General features: G+C 70.0%; 11 protein-coding genes and 1 pseudogene. 5 read left to right on the top strand and 7 right to left on the bottom strand.

The features are described 5' to 3' along the window. The first annotated feature begins 20 nt into the window (after nt 1–20). On the top strand, nt 21–1745 hold the full coding sequence (gene metG, locus AV521_RS38430) for a methionine--tRNA ligase (protein WP_076095481.1): 1725 nt from the start codon (nt 21–23) through the stop codon (nt 1743–1745). A 69-nt stretch (nt 1746–1814) separates the two neighbouring features. Here metG and AV521_RS51675 read toward each other — a convergent pair. Both AV521_RS51675 and AV521_RS38425 read right to left on the bottom strand, forming a co-directional pair. Then, nucleotides 1815–1970 (bottom strand): annotated as a pseudogene (locus AV521_RS51675) (pectate lyase); the annotation flags it as partial. Nucleotides 1971–2148: 178 nt separating this feature from the next. Next, a complete protein-coding gene (locus tag AV521_RS38425; protein WP_076095479.1) occupies nt 2149–2496 on the bottom strand; it encodes a DoxX family protein in 348 nt (115 codons plus the stop codon). A gap of 95 nt (nt 2497–2591) precedes the next feature. Between AV521_RS38425 and AV521_RS38420 the strand changes: the two genes are divergently transcribed. After that, a complete protein-coding gene (locus AV521_RS38420; protein ID WP_076095477.1) occupies nt 2592–3290 on the top strand; it encodes a hypothetical protein in 699 nt (232 codons plus the stop codon). Nucleotides 3291–3358: 68 nt separating this feature from the next. Here the strand turns inward: AV521_RS38420 and aspS are convergent, their stop codons facing one another. Then, entirely contained in the window at nt 3359–5122 is a 1764-nt protein-coding gene (gene aspS / locus AV521_RS38415) for an aspartate--tRNA ligase (RefSeq protein ID WP_076095476.1), read from the bottom strand. A 219-nt stretch (nt 5123–5341) separates the two neighbouring features. On the opposite strand from aspS, the gene AV521_RS38410 reads away from it, so the two are divergent. Further along, nucleotides 5342–7528: a SpoIIE family protein phosphatase gene (locus AV521_RS38410; protein ID WP_076095474.1), complete on the top strand. Its 2187-nt coding sequence runs from the start codon at nt 5342–5344 to the stop codon at nt 7526–7528. Here the strand turns inward: AV521_RS38410 and AV521_RS38405 are convergent. The 4 genes from AV521_RS38405 to AV521_RS38390 form a co-directional block, all read right to left on the bottom strand. Further along, nucleotides 7447–8544: an AI-2E family transporter gene (locus AV521_RS38405; protein ID WP_076095472.1), complete on the bottom strand. Its 1098-nt coding sequence runs from the start codon at nt 8542–8544 to the stop codon at nt 7447–7449. The two genes, AV521_RS38410 and AV521_RS38405, sit on opposite strands and share 82 nt — an antisense overlap. Nucleotides 8545–8702: 158 nt before the next feature. Next, nucleotides 8703–8936: a hypothetical protein gene (locus AV521_RS38400; protein WP_143658729.1), complete on the bottom strand. Its 234-nt coding sequence runs from the start codon at nt 8934–8936 to the stop codon at nt 8703–8705. Between the two features lie 261 nt (nt 8937–9197). Then, nucleotides 9198–10178 (bottom strand): pirin family protein, encoded by a 981-nt coding sequence (locus AV521_RS38395; protein WP_076095468.1) that lies wholly within the window; start codon nt 10176–10178, stop codon nt 9198–9200. A gap of 114 nt (nt 10179–10292) precedes the next feature. Further along, the gene (locus AV521_RS38390; protein WP_076095466.1) at nt 10293–10772 is read right to left on the bottom strand and encodes an SseB family protein; all 480 of its coding nucleotides are present in this window, start codon (nt 10770–10772) and stop codon (nt 10293–10295) included. A gap of 194 nt (nt 10773–10966) precedes the next feature. Here AV521_RS38390 and AV521_RS38385 point away from each other — a divergent pair, with 194 nt between their 5' ends. Both AV521_RS38385 and AV521_RS38380 read left to right on the top strand, forming a co-directional pair. After that, nucleotides 10967–12793: an acyl-CoA dehydrogenase gene (locus AV521_RS38385; protein ID WP_076095464.1), complete on the top strand. Its 1827-nt coding sequence runs from the start codon at nt 10967–10969 to the stop codon at nt 12791–12793. 77 nt (nt 12794–12870) lie between these two features. After that, a complete protein-coding gene (locus AV521_RS38380; RefSeq protein WP_076095462.1) occupies nt 12871–14169 on the top strand; it encodes a M18 family aminopeptidase in 1299 nt (432 codons plus the stop codon). Nucleotides 14170–14267 lie beyond the last annotated feature (98 nt).

Genomic DNA, 14267 nt, shown 5'->3' with positions numbered 1-14267 from the left:
GCGACCTGGGAGCAGCCACGATGGCTCGACACCTCATCACCAGCGCCCTTCCGTACATCAACGGGATCAAGCACCTGGGCAACATGGTGGGGTCCATGCTCCCGGCGGACGTGTACTCCCGGTACCTCCGCCAACGCGGCCACGACGTCCTCTACATCTGCGCGACGGACGAGCACGGCACCCCCGCCGAGCTGGCCGCGAAGGAGCAGGGGCTCCCGGTCGACACGTTCTGCGCCCAGGCGCACGACGCCCAGAAGGCGGTCTACGACGGCTTCGCGCTCGCCTTCGACTACTTCGGCCGCAGCTCCTCCGCGCAGAACCGCGAGATCACCCAGCACTTCGCCCGCAAGCTGAACGAGAACGGCTTCATCGAGGAGCGGGCGATCCGCCAGGTCTACTCGCCCACCGACGGCCGTTTCCTCCCCGACCGCTACGTCGAGGGCACCTGCCCGCACTGCGGTTACGACAAGGCCCGCGGCGACCAGTGCGAGAACTGCACCCGTGTCCTGGACCCGACGGACCTGATCAACCCGCGCTCGGCGATCTCGGGCTCCACGGACCTGGAGGTCCGCGAGACCAAGCACCTCTTCCTCCTCCAGTCCAAGCTGGAGAACGAGGTCCGCGAATGGGTCGCCCGGCACGACAAGGACTGGCCGCAGCTGGCCTCCTCCATCGCCCACAAGTGGCTGACCGAGGGCCTGCACGACCGCGCGATCACCCGTGACCTGGACTGGGGCGTCCCGGTCCCGTCCGACACCTGGCCGGAGCTGGCCGCCGAGGGCAAGGTCTTCTACGTCTGGTTCGACGCCCCGATCGAGTACATCGGCGCGACGAAGGAGTGGTCCGACCAGGACCCGGAGAACCGGGACTGGAAGTCCTGGTGGTACGAGGCGGACACCGGCGAGAACCCCGTCCGCTACACGGAGTTCATGGCGAAGGACAACGTCCCCTTCCACACGGTGATGTTCCCGGCCACGGAACTCGGCGTCCGGGAGCCCTGGAAGAAGGTCGACTACGTCAAGGCCTTCAACTGGCTGACGTACTACGGCGGGAAGTTCTCCACCTCGCAGAAGCGCGGTGTCTTCACCGACCAGGCCCTGGACATCCTCCCGGCGGACTACTGGCGCTACTTCCTCATCGCCAACGCCCCCGAGTCGGACGACTCGTCCTTCACCTGGGAGCACTTCACCGCCACCGTCAACAAGGACCTCGCCGACACGCTCGGCAACTTCGTCAACCGCGTGCTGTCCTTCAGCAAGAAGCGCTTCGGCGAGGAGGTCCCGGCCGGCGGCGAGCCGGGCGAGGCGGAGGCCCGCCTCGGCGAGGAGATCGCCCGGCTGCTCGCCGAGTACGAGCAGCAGATGGAGGCGCTGCAGTTCCGCAAGGCCGCCGCGGCCCTGCGCGCCCTGTGGTCGGCCGGCAACTCCTACCTGGAGGAGAAGGCCCCCTGGCTGCAGATCAAGACCGACCAGGACGCCGCGGCCCTCACGCTGCGTACGGCGATGAACCTGATCCACCTGTACGCGGTGGTCTCCGAGCCGCTGATCCCGGCCACGGCGAAGGCGATGCGCGAGGCGTTCGCCCTGGCGGACGACACCGCCTGCTGGGTCACCACGGACGAGGCGAAGGCCCTGACCGCGGTCCCCGTCGGCACCCCGTTCACGGTCCCGCCGGTGCTGTTCGCCAAGCTGACGGACGAGGACCTGGCGGCGTACAAGGAGCGCTTCGGCGGCGAGGAGAGCTGATCGCGCGGAACTGATCCATGAGAAGGCGCCGAGCCCATGTGCTCGGCGCCTTCTCATGATCCGGCCGGTTTACTTGAGAACCCCGGCACCGGTCGTCGTAGCCAGCTCCGCCCGCAGGTTCTTCGCGGACGTCTCCAAGCCCGCCGTGAGCGTCGGCGTCCAGTTCACGGTCGTCTTGATCTTCTTCGAGCTCGCGGCGTTGTAAGCGGCGACCAGGTCGGTGGCCGGCGGCCACGACAGCGGCGGACACGGCGAGGGTGCGCCGCTTGCGGAGGGACCGGCGGTGGGAGGGAACAGCCACGGAGGAGTCCTTAGGGAGTGCTGAACGTTCCTTACGACTCCTCAGTGGCCGCCGCCCAGAAGGAAGTTGCCGCTCACCGGAGGGAATCCCGGACGCCCCGGCTCAGCCGAGGAACCCGAGGACGAGCGCGCCGACCACGGGTGCGGCGTAGACGAGCGGGAACGGGATGTGCGAGTACCAGCGCGCCCGCGCCACGGTGACGGCGGCTCCGACGAAGTAGACCACCAGCCCGATCCCGGCCAGCACCCCGATCACCGGCACGAACAGCCCGACCACCAGCCCCACGGCCCCGGCGGCCTTGGCCACCCCCAGCAGGGTCCACCACCCCTCGGGCACCCGGTAGTCGGTCAGCGCCTTCACGATCCACTGGGCCCGCATCAGCAACACGGCACCGGAGAAACCGGACATCAGCGCGGCGAGCAGGGTGACGACGATCTGAGCGGTACGCATGAGAGGCTCCCATCGAGCATCGAGCGGGCGAAGAGCTACGGACACCCCTTTGAACCCCCAGCCCGCTCCCGTGTGACAGGAACCCGGAAAAAATCTTGAACCTCCCCGAACCTCACCGGCGGCTGCTGGCGGACGTCGTCGCGGCGGGCGGCACCTACGGTCTGGTCCTCGCCGGCGGCTATGCCCTCCAGGCACACGGCCTGGTGCGGCGTCCGCACGCCAATCTCGACTTCGCCACCGAGAGCGCCGAACCGATGGACCGGATCGCCGGTGCCATCGGCGCGTCCCTGGAGGCGCGCGGCCGGGCGGTGCGGGCCGGGGCCGGCACCGCGCTCACCGCCCAGCTGACGGTCACCGACCCGCCGAGTGGCGAGTCCTCGGTCCTGGCCCTGCACAAGGAGGCCTTCTGGCAGCCGCCGGAACTCACCGAGTACGGTCCGGCGCTCTCGCTCGAAGACGCCGTCGGTACGAAGATCCGGGCGCTGTACGACCGGGGCGCGGCCGTCGATCTCGTCGACGCGCGGGCCGCGGCCGCCCGGTTCGCACTGCCCGAACTGGAGGAGCTGGGCCGCCGGCACGCCCACGACCCGTTCGACCTGCCCACCCTGCAGTCCCGGCTGACCGGCACGGACTTCTACGCCGACGTGGACTTCCTCCGGTACGGCCTGACCGAGGAGCAGGTCACCGCGCTGCGCACCTGGGCCCAGCAGTGGTCCGACGACATCGCCGAGCGACTGCTGGAGGACGGCGCGTCCCCGGACCCGGAGGGCGAGCCGGGCGAAGAACGGGACTGAGACCGCCTGGGAGCGCGCGAAGGGCCCGGGACCGGGGTGGTCCGGGGCCCTTCGGCATGGCTTGTGTCCTACTTCGGCTGCGGCTTCCTGATGTTCAGGTGCAGCTCGCGCAGGCGGGACTCCTCCAGCTCGGTGGGAGCGCCCATCATCAGGTCCTGGGCGTTGCCGTTGAGCGGGAAGGAGATCGTCTCGCGGATGTTGGGCTCGTCCGCGAGGAGCATGACGATACGGTCCACGCCGGGCGCGATGCCGCCGTGCGGCGGGGCGCCGAAGCGGAACGCGCGGAGCATGCCCGCGAACTTCTCCTCGACAGTCTCCCGGTCGTAGCCCGCGATCTCGAAGGCCTTGAGCATGATCTCCGGCTCGTGGTTCCGGATCGCGCCGGAGGACAGCTCGACGCCGTTGCAGACGATGTCGTACTGCCAGCCCAGGATGTCCAGCGGGTCCTGGGTCTGCAGGGCCTCCAGGCCGCCCTGCGGCATCGAGAAGGGGTTGTGGGAGAAGTCGATCGCGCCGGTCTCCTCGTCCTTCTCGTACATCGGGAAGTCGACGATCCAGCAGAAGCGGAAGACGTCCTCCTCGAACTGCCCGGCGCGCTTGGCGGCCTCCACCCGCACCGCGCCCATGATCTTCGAGACCTCGTCGAAGTCGCCCGCGCCGAAGAAGACGGCGTGGCCGGGGGCCAGCGACAGCCGCTTGGTCAGCTCGGCGACGTTCTCCTCGGTGAGGAACTTCGCGATCGGGCCGGACAGCGCCCCGTCCTCGCCGACGCGGACCCAGGCCAGGCCCTTCGCGCCGAGCGAGATCGCGAACTCGCCGAGCTGGTCGAAGAACTTGCGCGGCTGGTCCTGGACGGCCGGGACGGGCAGGGCGCGCACGTGCTTGCCGGCGAAGGCCTTGAACTCCGAGCCCTCGAAGACATCGGTGATGTCCACCAGCTCCAGCTTGGCGCGCAGGTCCGGCTTGTCGGAGCCGTACTTCAGCATCGCCTCGCGGAACGGGATCCGCGGGAAGGGGGAGGTGACGTGGCGGCCGTTGCCGAACTCCTCGAACAGCTCGGTCATCAGCTGCTCGATCGGCTGGAAGACGTCCTCCTGCTCGACGAAGCTCATCTCGACGTCGAGCTGGTAGAACTCGCCCGGCGAGCGGTCGGCGCGGGCGTCCTCGTCGCGGAAACACGGCGCGATCTGGAAGTAGCGGTCGAAGCCGGAGATCATCAGCAGCTGCTTGAACTGCTGCGGAGCCTGCGGCAGGGCGTAGAACTTGCCCGGGTTCAGCCGGGAGGGGACGACGAAGTCACGGGCGCCCTCGGGGGAGGTCGCGGACAGGATCGGCGTCGCCATCTCGTTGAAGCCCAGCGCCGTCATCTTGTGCCGGATCGCCGAGATCACCGCCGTACGCAGCATGATGTTGCGGTGCATGCGCTCGCGGCGCAGGTCCAGGAAGCGGTACTCCAGGCGCCGCTCCTCGTTGACCCCGTCCTCGGCGTTGATGGTGAAGGGGAGCGGGGCGGCGGCGCCCAGCAGCTCGACCTCGGCCACCTCGACCTCGATCTCACCGGTCGGCAGATCGGGGTTCACGTTCTCTGTTCCACGTGAAACAACGCGGCCGTCGACGCGGACCGTGGACTCCTTGGAGATCGTGTCCAGGGCCTCGTACGCGGGCGTGCCCGGGCGGGCGACCAGCTGCGTGATGCCGTAGTGGTCACGCAGATCGATGAAGAGGATGCCGCCCAGGTCGCGCCGATTGTGCAGCCAGCCGCTCAGCCGGACGTCGGTGCCGACGTCAGAGGCGCGGAGCTGGCCGCAGGTGTGGGACCTGTACCGATGCATCGTCGTTCATCGTCCTTCGTGTGTGGGTCTGCGGCGGGGTTGCTCTCCCCGGCGAGAACGGGCACGGGGCCCGGACCCACCAAGGGTACCGGGGACCCCAAGATCGGCTCCCCACCCTTTTCCGCGCCGCCCCCTGGAGGATCCTCCGTATATCAGGGGGTACAGGATCCTCTGTTTCTACGGTGGCACCGTTCGGCCGGATCTTCCTAAAGTGGGGCAATGCGCACAAGCGAGCCTCTCCCGGCCCTCGGGGACGTCCTCGCCGCCCTCGCGACCGGGCTGTGGCACTGGGACACGGCCGCCGGAACGGTCACCGTCGACGCGGAGGCGGCGCGGCTGCTCGGGCTGCCCGCGGAGGCGACCACCCTTACCGAGGCCCAGACCCGGGCCCGGCTGCACCCGGCCGACTGGAACGAGATCACCGGGGTGGTCCCGCTGGCGGTCGCCGAGGGCACGCTCGCCGAGGTACGCATCCGGATCATGGACGAGCAGGGGAACGTCCTGCGGGTCGTCCGCAGCCGCTCGAAACCGTCCTACGACCCCGAGCGGCACGCGTACCAGTTGATCGGCACCCTCCAGGAGGTCACCGAACCGACCCCGGGCAGCCGGGCAGCCCGCAGCGCGGTCACCGGCGACTGGCGGCGCTCGCGCGAGGCGTTTCTGCTGGACGCGGGCCGGGCGCTGGCGGAGGCGGAATCCACGGCGGAGGTGCTGAGGGTGGCCGGCGGCCTGTCGATGCCGGGGTTCTCCCCCGACGGGCTGGTGGTCTTCGGGGTGCAGGGCGACCGGCTGACGATCATCGGCCAGCACGGGCACCAGCCCGACGACCTGGGCCCCTTCTCGAACATGGCGCTGACCACCGACTATCCCGCGGCCCAGGTCGCCCGCACGGGCCGCGCGGTCTATCTGTCCTGTCCCGAGGAGTACAAGGCCCGCTACCCGGCGACCTGGCCGCTCGCCCGGAACTTCGGCCGCAGTTCCTGGGCCTTTCTGCCGCTGACGGTGGCCGGACGCACGATGGGCGCCTGGCTGGCGGCCTTCGCCTACCCCGTGGCCTTCACTCCCGACGAGCGCGCCGTCCTCGCGACGGTGGCCCGGATGCTCGCCCAGGCGCTGTCCCGGGCGGAGGTCACCGAGTCGGAGCGGGAACTGGCGGCGGGCCTTCAGCGCTCCATGCTGCCCTCGCTCGGCCCCGATGTACCCGGGATGCAGGTGGCCGCCCGCTACATCCCGACCGGCGGCGGCCTCCAGGTCGGCGGCGACTGGTACGACATGATCCCGCTGCCCTCCGGCCGCATCGCGCTGGCCATGGGCGACGTACAGGGCCATGACGTACGGGCCGCGGGCCTCATGGGCCAGCTGCGTATCGCCCTGCGCGCCTATGCCTCCGAGGGCCACCGCCCGGACGCCGTGCTCTCCCGCGCCTCCCGGTTTCTGCACGGCGTCACCCATGACGACGAGATGACCGATCTCCGCTTCGCGACCTGCGTATACGTGGAGGCCGACCCGGTGACCGGCAGGCTGGAGATCGCCCGTGCCGGGCACCCGGACCCGGCGATCCGGATGGCCGACGGCACGGTGATGATGCGGCCGACGGCGGGCGGGCTGCCGCTGGGCATCGACCCGGACGCGGACTATCCGACGACCCGGTTCACGCTGGAGCCCGGCGAGACGCTGATGCTCTGCACCGACGGCCTGATCGAGACGGGCGGACACGACCTGGAGAGCGGCTGGCGACGGCTGCGATCGATCCTGGAAGCCCACCGGTTCGATGAGGGCGCCGATCTGGAGTCGCTGGCCGACGCCCTGGTGCAGGGCGTGCACGGACCGTCCTCGCATCACACCGTCGGCCCCCTGACCGACCGGCGCGAGGACGACATCGCGCTGGTGCTGCTGTGCCGCCCGGGGGACGGCTGCGGCTGCGGCGCCACAGTGACCGTACGGCCGCATGTGCGGCGCACGCTGTTGTCGGTGGCGCAGGACGAGCCGGACCGGATCGCCGAGGCCCGCCAGCACCTGCGCGAGCTGCTGCACGACTGGGCCGGCGCCGAACAGGTCGACTCGGCGGTGCTGCTGGTGTCCGAGATGGTCACCAACGTCCTCGTCCACACCGACGCCGACGCGCTGCTGCTCGCCGAGGTGACCGGCGAGGCGGCGGAGCGACGGCTGCGGGTGCAGGTCACCGACGCGGGCGACGACCTCCCGCACAGGCGCCGGCCCGGCGAACTGGCCTCCTCGGGCCGCGGCCTGATGCTGATCGAGCTGCTCGCGGACGCCTGGGGGGTGGACCCGCGGGGCGAGGGCAAGAGCATCTGGTTCGAGCTCTACGAGTCGGAGGCTGCCGTGGGAGGCGGTGTGGCCGAGTTCGAGGAGCCCGGGGACGAGGAGTCGGAGGGCGCCGCGTAACGGGTCCGCAGCTCCTGTACGACCCCGAAGGCGGCCGCGGTCAGCGGTACGGCGAGGAGCATGCCGAGGATGCCCGCGACGGAGGCCCCGGCGGTGATGGCGAGCATCACCACGGCCGGATGCATCTGCACGGTCCGGCTCTGGATGACCGGTTGCAGCACATGCCCTTCCAGCACCTGTACGGCCAGCACGACCCCGAGCGCCCACAGCGCGATGACGAAGCCCCGGTCGGCGAGGGCGACGAGGATGGCCACCGCGCCGGAGATGAAGGCGCCGAGATAGGGGATGTAGGCGCCGACGAACACGAGCGCGCCGAGCCCGATCGCGCCGGGCACCCGCAGGATCAGCAGGCCGACGGTGATGCACACGGCGTCGATGAGCGCGATGACGGTCGTCCCGCGCATGAACCCCTCCACCGCTTCGAAGGCGCGCCGGGCGATGGCCTCCAGGGTGTCGGCGGTGTCGCCGGGCGCGACGGACCTGAGGGTCTCGACGGCCCGGTGGGAGTCGCGCAGGAAGAAGAAGACGAGCAGCAGGGCGAGCACCGCCATCGCGATGCTCTCGGCGGCGACACTGACCCCGCTGATCACGTTGGACGCGGCCGTGCCGCCGAACTTGCTCAGCAGCTTGCGGGAGTTGGCGGCGAGGTCGTCCAGGCCGGTGCCGGCGGCCCCGAAGTGCTGGGAGACGGACTTGGCGGCTTCCCGGAGCGAGGCGATGATCTGGTCGCCGGTGTCGATGAGCGCGGCGACGACGATGTACACGGCACCGCCGACGACGGCCACGACGGCGACACAGGTGAGCCCGGCCGCCACCGACGCCTGCACGCCGGTCCGCACGAGCCGCCGGTACAGCGGGCCGAGCAGCGCGGTCCCGAGCAGGGCCAGCAGCACCGGCGTGACGGCCGTACGGAACTCGCCGCACAACCGCACCGCGACCCACCCCACCCCGGCGACGAGCAGCAGCACGGCACACCAGGCGGCGACACGGCGCACGGGGTCGGGCAACAGCTGCACCCGTCCAGCGGATCACGGGCACCGGCGGGTGTCCTGCCGTACGGAGCCGGGCGGGTGAGGGCCGTCGCGCCGCGCCGTGGCCGGCACAGGCGTGAGCGGCCGCCCCGGGGCAGGGCAGCCGCTCACCCGATGACCGGTCAGGTACTGCCGGCGCTTCCTCAGAGGACGCCGAGCAGGCCGTGCAGGAGGCAACCGAGGCCGAGGAGGCCGCAGTTCTCGTTGCCGTTGCCGTTGCCGTTGTCGTTGCCGGCGAGGACCGTGGCCGCGCTCTGCTGGGCGACGGCCGTCGGTACCTGGGCCTGGGCCTGGGCGGGGGCGGCCAGCGTGACACCGCCGACGGTGAGGAGGGCGCTGGCCGCGGTACATGCCATGGCCCTGCGGATACTGCTCATATGTGTCTCCTGATCTGGTTGAGTGCGAGGTGTCGACCACCAAGGAGCGACCACTCAATGCGCGCCGTGGAACGACCAGCGCATTTGTGACGCTATGGGGCCGATCGGGGTGACGCCTTGCGGAGTTGGGCCATTCGTGTCGGCGCGCCGTCTTGCGCAGGGCACACGCGAAGCCCCGTCCGGGGGCCGGACGGGGCTTCGCGTCAACCAGTCGGCCCAACCGACCGGCTCAACCAGTTGCCTCGATCGATCGGCGGGGGCTTACTGCCCCCGCGGGCCGCTCTCGGTCATCCCGTGCACCGCCGGGACCGTCCCCAGGCGGCCCTTCTGGAAGTCCTCGAAGGCCTGCATCAGCTCTTCCCTGGTGTTCATGACGAACGGGCCGTAGTGCGCCATGGGCTCCCGGATGGGCTGTCCGCCGAGGAGGACGACCTCCAGGTCCGGCGTGTGGGAGTCCTGCCGCTCGTCCGCGCGGACGGTCAGCGCGGACCCGGCGCCGAAGACGGCGGTCTGGCCGAGGTGGACCGGCCGGCGCTCCGCACCGACGCTGCCGCGGCCCGCGAGGACGTAGGCCAGGCCGTTGAAGTCCTCACGCCAGGGCAGGGTGACCTCGGCGCCCGGGGCGACGGTCGCGTGGACCATCGTGATCGGGGTGTGCGTGATGCCGGGGCCCTCATGGCCGTCCAGTTCGCCCGCGATGACGCGCAGCAGCGCACCGCCGTCCGGTGTCGTCAGCAGCCGGACGCTGCCGCCGCGGATGTCCTGGTAGCGCGGGGACATCATCTTGTCCTTGGCCGGGAGGTTCACCCACAGCTGCAGGCCGTGGAAGAGACCGCCGGACACGACGAGGGACTCCGGCGGGGCCTCGATGTGCAGCAGGCCCGAGCCCGCGGTCATCCACTGGGTGTCGCCGTTGGTGATGGTGCCGCCACCGCCGTTGGAGTCCTGGTGGTCGAAGATCCCGTCGATGATGTAGGTGACGGTCTCGAAGCCGCGGTGCGGGTGCCACGGGGTGCCCTTGGGCTCGCCCGGCGCGTACTCCACCTCGCCCATCTGGTCCATCATGATGAACGGGTCGAGATGGCGGTAGTTGATCCCCGCGAACGCCCGGCGGACCGGGAAACCCTCGCCCTCGAAACCGCTCGGAGCGGTCGTGACGGCCAGCACGGGACGCGCCACGGCGTCGGCGGGAGCGGTCACCCGGGGCAGCGTCAACGGGTTCTCGACGGTCACTGCAGGCATGGTTGGTACCTCCTTGTGCGCCCACTTTAGTTGAGCATTGAACTTTCTGCCAACCCCCAACAGAAAGAGCCCGGAGGGAATTCCCTCCGGGCTCGCACAGGCGCGATGGACCGGTCAGCCGTACATGCGCCGCATCGCGAAGTCGACCATCTGCTCGACCGCCTTCGCGTCGAAGACCATCCGGTGCTCGCCCTCCATGTCCAGGACGCAGCCGTAGCCGGTGGGCAGCAGGTCGATCACCTCCGCGCCGGTGATCACGAAGTACTTGGACTCCTTGCCCGCGTACCGGCGCAGCTCCTTGAGCGAGGTGAACATCGGGATCACCGGCTGCTGCGTGTTGTGCAGGGCGAGGAAGCCCGGGGTGTCGCCGCGCGGGCAGTAGACCTTCGACGTGGCGAAGATCTGCTGGAAGTCCTCGGCGGACATCTGCCCGGTGGTGAAGGCGCGCACCGCGTCCGCGAGCGAGGGCGGGGACGGCTCCGGGTAGAGCGGCGGCTGCTGGCCGTACCCGCCGACACCGCCCGGCATCTGCTGCTGGGACGGGCCGTACTGCTGAGCAGTGCCACCATCCATGGGCTGGCCGTATCCGTACATAGGCGTAGCGTACCGAGCGAGAGCGGCGCACCGGCGCCCGCAAGAAATTAAGGGAGGAGTAGACCCTTCTCACACTCGGGCCGATAGGGGTTGCTTCTTATTACCGACGGGTAGCATCATCGTAGCTACTTGTTGGTACGTGAACTAGGTGCGAGGAGTCAGTGCCTCGCCGATCCCTCTACGGAGCCGTGGCCATGGGGCACTACAAGTCGAATCTCCGCGACATCGAGTTCAACCTCTTCGAAGTACTGGGGCGCGACAAGGTGTACGGCACCGGCCCGTTCGAGGAGATGGACGTCGACACCGCCAAGAGCATCCTGGAGGAGATGACCCGCCTCTCGGAGAACGAGCTGGCCGAGTCCTTCGCCGACGCCGACCGCAACCCGCCGGTCTTCGACCCGGAGACCAACACCGCGCCGGTCCCGGCGTCCTTCAAGAAGAGCTACCAGGCCTTCATGGACTCCGAGTACTGGCGGCTCGGCCTGCCCGAGGAGATCGGCGGCACCACCTCGCCGCGCTCCCTGATCTGGGCCTACGCCGAGCTGATCCTGGGCGCCAACCCGGCCGTGTGGATGTACTCCTCGGGCCCGGCGTTCGCCGGCATCCTCTTCGAGGAGGGCACCGAGGTCCAGAAGCACATCGCCAAGATCGCCGTGGAGAAGCAGTGGGGCTCCACGATGGTGCTCACCGAGCCCGACGCGGGCTCCGACGTGGGCGCCGGCCGTACCAAGGCGATCCAGCAGGAGGACGGCTCCTGGCACATCGAGGGCGTGAAGCGCTTCATCACCTCCGGTGAGCACGACATGTCGGAGAACATCCTCCACTACGTGCTCGCGCGTCCCGAGGGCGCCGGCCCCGGCACCAAGGGCCTGTCCCTGTTCCTGGTGCCGAAGTACAACTTCGACTTCGAGACCGGCGAGCTGGGCGAGCGCAACGGCGTCTACGCCACCAACGTCGAGCACAAGATGGGCCTGAAGGCCTCCAACACCTGCGAGATGACCTTCGGCGACCAGCACCCCGCCAAGGGCTGGCTCATCGGTGACAAGCACGAGGGCATCCGCCAGATGTTCCGCATCATCGAGTTCGCCCGCATGATGGTCGGCACGAAGGCGATCTCCACGCTGTCCACCGGCTACCTGAACGCGCTGGAGTACGCCAAGGAGCGGGTCCAGGGCCCGGACCTGGCGAACTTCCTGGACAAGAGCGCGCCCAAGGTCACCGTCACCCACCACCCGGACGTGCGCCGCTCGCTGATGACGCAGAAGGCGTACGCGGAGGGCATGCGCGCCCTGGTGCTGTACACGGCCTCCGTCCAGGACGCGATCCAGGTCAAGGAGACGAACGGCGAGGACGCCTCCGCCGAGCACGCGCTGAACGACCTGCTGCTGCCGATCGTCAAGGGCTACGGCTCCGAGAAGGGCTACGAGCAGCTCGCGCAGTCGCTGCAGACCTTCGGCGGCTCCGGCTTCCTTCAGGAGTACCCGATCGAGCAGTACATCCGGGACTCCAAGATCGACACCCTGTACGAGGGCACCACCGCGATCCAGGGCCAGGACTTCTTCTTCCGGAAGATCGTCCGCAACCAGGGCGCCGCGCTGAACTCCCTCGCGGAGGACATCAAGAAGTTCCTGGCGCTCGGCACCGGTGGCGAGGAGCTCGCCGGCGCCCGTGAGCACCTGGCCAAGGCGGCCGTGGAGCTGGAGGCGATCGTCGGCCTGATGCTGACCGACCTCGCCGCCACCGAGCAGGACACCAAGAACATCTACAAGGTGGGCCTGAACACCACCCGCCTGCTGCTGGCCTCCGGTGACGTCGTCGTCGGCTACCTGCTGCTGAAGGGCGCCGCGATCGCCGCCGAGAAGCTGGCCTCGGCCTCCGCCAAGGACCAGGCGTTCTACACGGGCAAGATCGCCGCGGCGAAGTTCTTCGCGGCGAACGTCCTGCCGGGCGTCACGCTCGCCCGCAAGGTCTCCGAGGGCGTCGAGCTGGACCTGATGGAGCTGGACGAGGCCGCGTTCTAGAACACCCTTGTAGATACCCTGTGCGGGCCCGCTCCCTTTCCGGGAGCGGGCCCGTGCACGTCGTTAAGGTGAATCCCATGAGCGCACCAGCCCGCTTCGACCGCGGCCACACCGACGACCTGATGTCCTTCCTGGCGGCCAGCCCGTCGCCGTACCACGCGGTGGCAGTCGCCGCCGAGCGGCTGGAGAAGGCAGGCTTCAGGCAGGTCGCCGAGACGGACGCCTGGGACGGGTCGAGCGGCGGCAAGTACGTGCTGCGCGGCGGCGCGATCATCGCGTGGTACGTCCCCGAGGGCACCGAGGCGCACACACCGTTCCACATCGTCGGCGCGCACACCGACTCCCCGAACCTGCGGATCAAGCCGCGGCCGGACAGCGGGGCGCACGGCTGGCGTCAGGTCGCCGTGGAGATCTACGGCGGCCCGCTGATGAACTCATGGCTCGACCGCGACCTGGGCCTGGCCGGCCGGCTGAGCCTGCGCGACGGCTCCACGGTGCTGGTCAACGTGGACCGGCCGCTGCTGCGCGTGCCGCAGCTCGCCATCCACCTGGACCGTTCGGTCAGCAGCGAGGGGCTCAAGCTCGACAAGCAGCGCCATCTGCAGCCGGTCTGGGGCCTCGGCGACGATGTGCGGGACGGCGATCTGATCGCCTTCCTGGAGCAGGAGGCCGGGCTCGCGGCCGGCTCGGTCACCGGCTGGGACCTGATGACGCACCCGGTGGAGGCCCCGGCCTACCTCGGCCGGGACCGGGACCTGGTCGCCGGTCCGCGGATGGACAACCTGCTGTCGGTGCACGCGGGCGTGGCCGCGCTGGCCGCCGTCGCCACCTCCGGCGCGCCGCTCACCCGGATCCCCGTGCTGGCCGCCTTCGACCACGAGGAGAACGGCTCCCAGTCGGACACCGGTGCGGACGGCCCGTTGCTCGGATCCGTCCTGGAGCGCTCGGTGTTCGCCCGCGGCGGCTCGTACGAGGACCGGGCCCGCGCCTTCGCCGGCACGGTGTGTCTGTCCTCCGACACGGGCCACGCCGTCCACCCCAACTACGCGGAGCGGCACGACCCGACGCACCACCCGCGCGTCAACGGCGGCCCGATCCTCAAGGTCAACGTCAACAACCGCTACGCCACGGACGGTTCGGGCCGCGCGGTCTTCGCCGCGGCCTGCGAGAAGGCGGACGTGCCCTTCCAGTCGTTCGTCTCCAACAACTCCATGCCGTGCGGCACCACGATCGGCCCGATCACCGCGGCCCGGCACGGCATCCGGACCGTGGACATCGGCGTGGCGATCCTCTCCATGCACAGCGTCCGCGAACTGTGCGGCGCCGACGACCCGTTCCTCCTGGCGAACGCGCTGGTGGCGTTCCTGGAGGGCTAGCTAGGAAGTCTTTCGGTAGTTCCTCCGGTGGTGGTCGAGCGCCACCGGGCGGCCTCCCGCAGGTGGACCGGGTCGACGGCGCATTCGGACGTGGCTGG

It is taken from the genome of Streptomyces sp. IMTB 2501 (assembly GCF_001953885.1).
GTDB lineage: Bacteria > Actinomycetota > Actinomycetes > Streptomycetales > Streptomycetaceae > Streptomyces.
This window is presented reverse-complemented; position numbering and strand designations above follow the sequence as displayed.

Bases quoted from the DNA above. Each gene is read 5' to 3' on its own strand.
- metG (WP_076095481.1), top strand. From the start codon at position 21: ATGGCTCGACACCTCATCACCAGCGCCCTTCCGTACATCAACGGGATC.
- AV521_RS38425 (WP_076095479.1), bottom strand. From the start codon at position 2,496: ATGCGTACCGCTCAGATCGTCGTCACCCTGCTCGCCGCGCTGATGTCC.
- aspS (WP_076095476.1), bottom strand. From the start codon at position 5,122: ATGCATCGGTACAGGTCCCACACCTGCGGCCAGCTCCGCGCCTCTGAC.
- AV521_RS38410 (WP_076095474.1), top strand. From the start codon at position 5,342: ATGCGCACAAGCGAGCCTCTCCCGGCCCTCGGGGACGTCCTCGCCGCC.
- AV521_RS38400 (WP_143658729.1), bottom strand. From the start codon at position 8,936: ATGAGCAGTATCCGCAGGGCCATGGCATGTACCGCGGCCAGCGCCCTC.
- AV521_RS38395 (WP_076095468.1), bottom strand. From the start codon at position 10,178: ATGCCTGCAGTGACCGTCGAGAACCCGTTGACGCTGCCCCGGGTGACC.
- AV521_RS38390 (WP_076095466.1), bottom strand. From the start codon at position 10,772: ATGTACGGATACGGCCAGCCCATGGATGGTGGCACTGCTCAGCAGTAC.
- AV521_RS38385 (WP_076095464.1), top strand. From the start codon at position 10,967: ATGGGGCACTACAAGTCGAATCTCCGCGACATCGAGTTCAACCTCTTC.
- AV521_RS38380 (WP_076095462.1), top strand. From the start codon at position 12,871: ATGAGCGCACCAGCCCGCTTCGACCGCGGCCACACCGACGACCTGATG.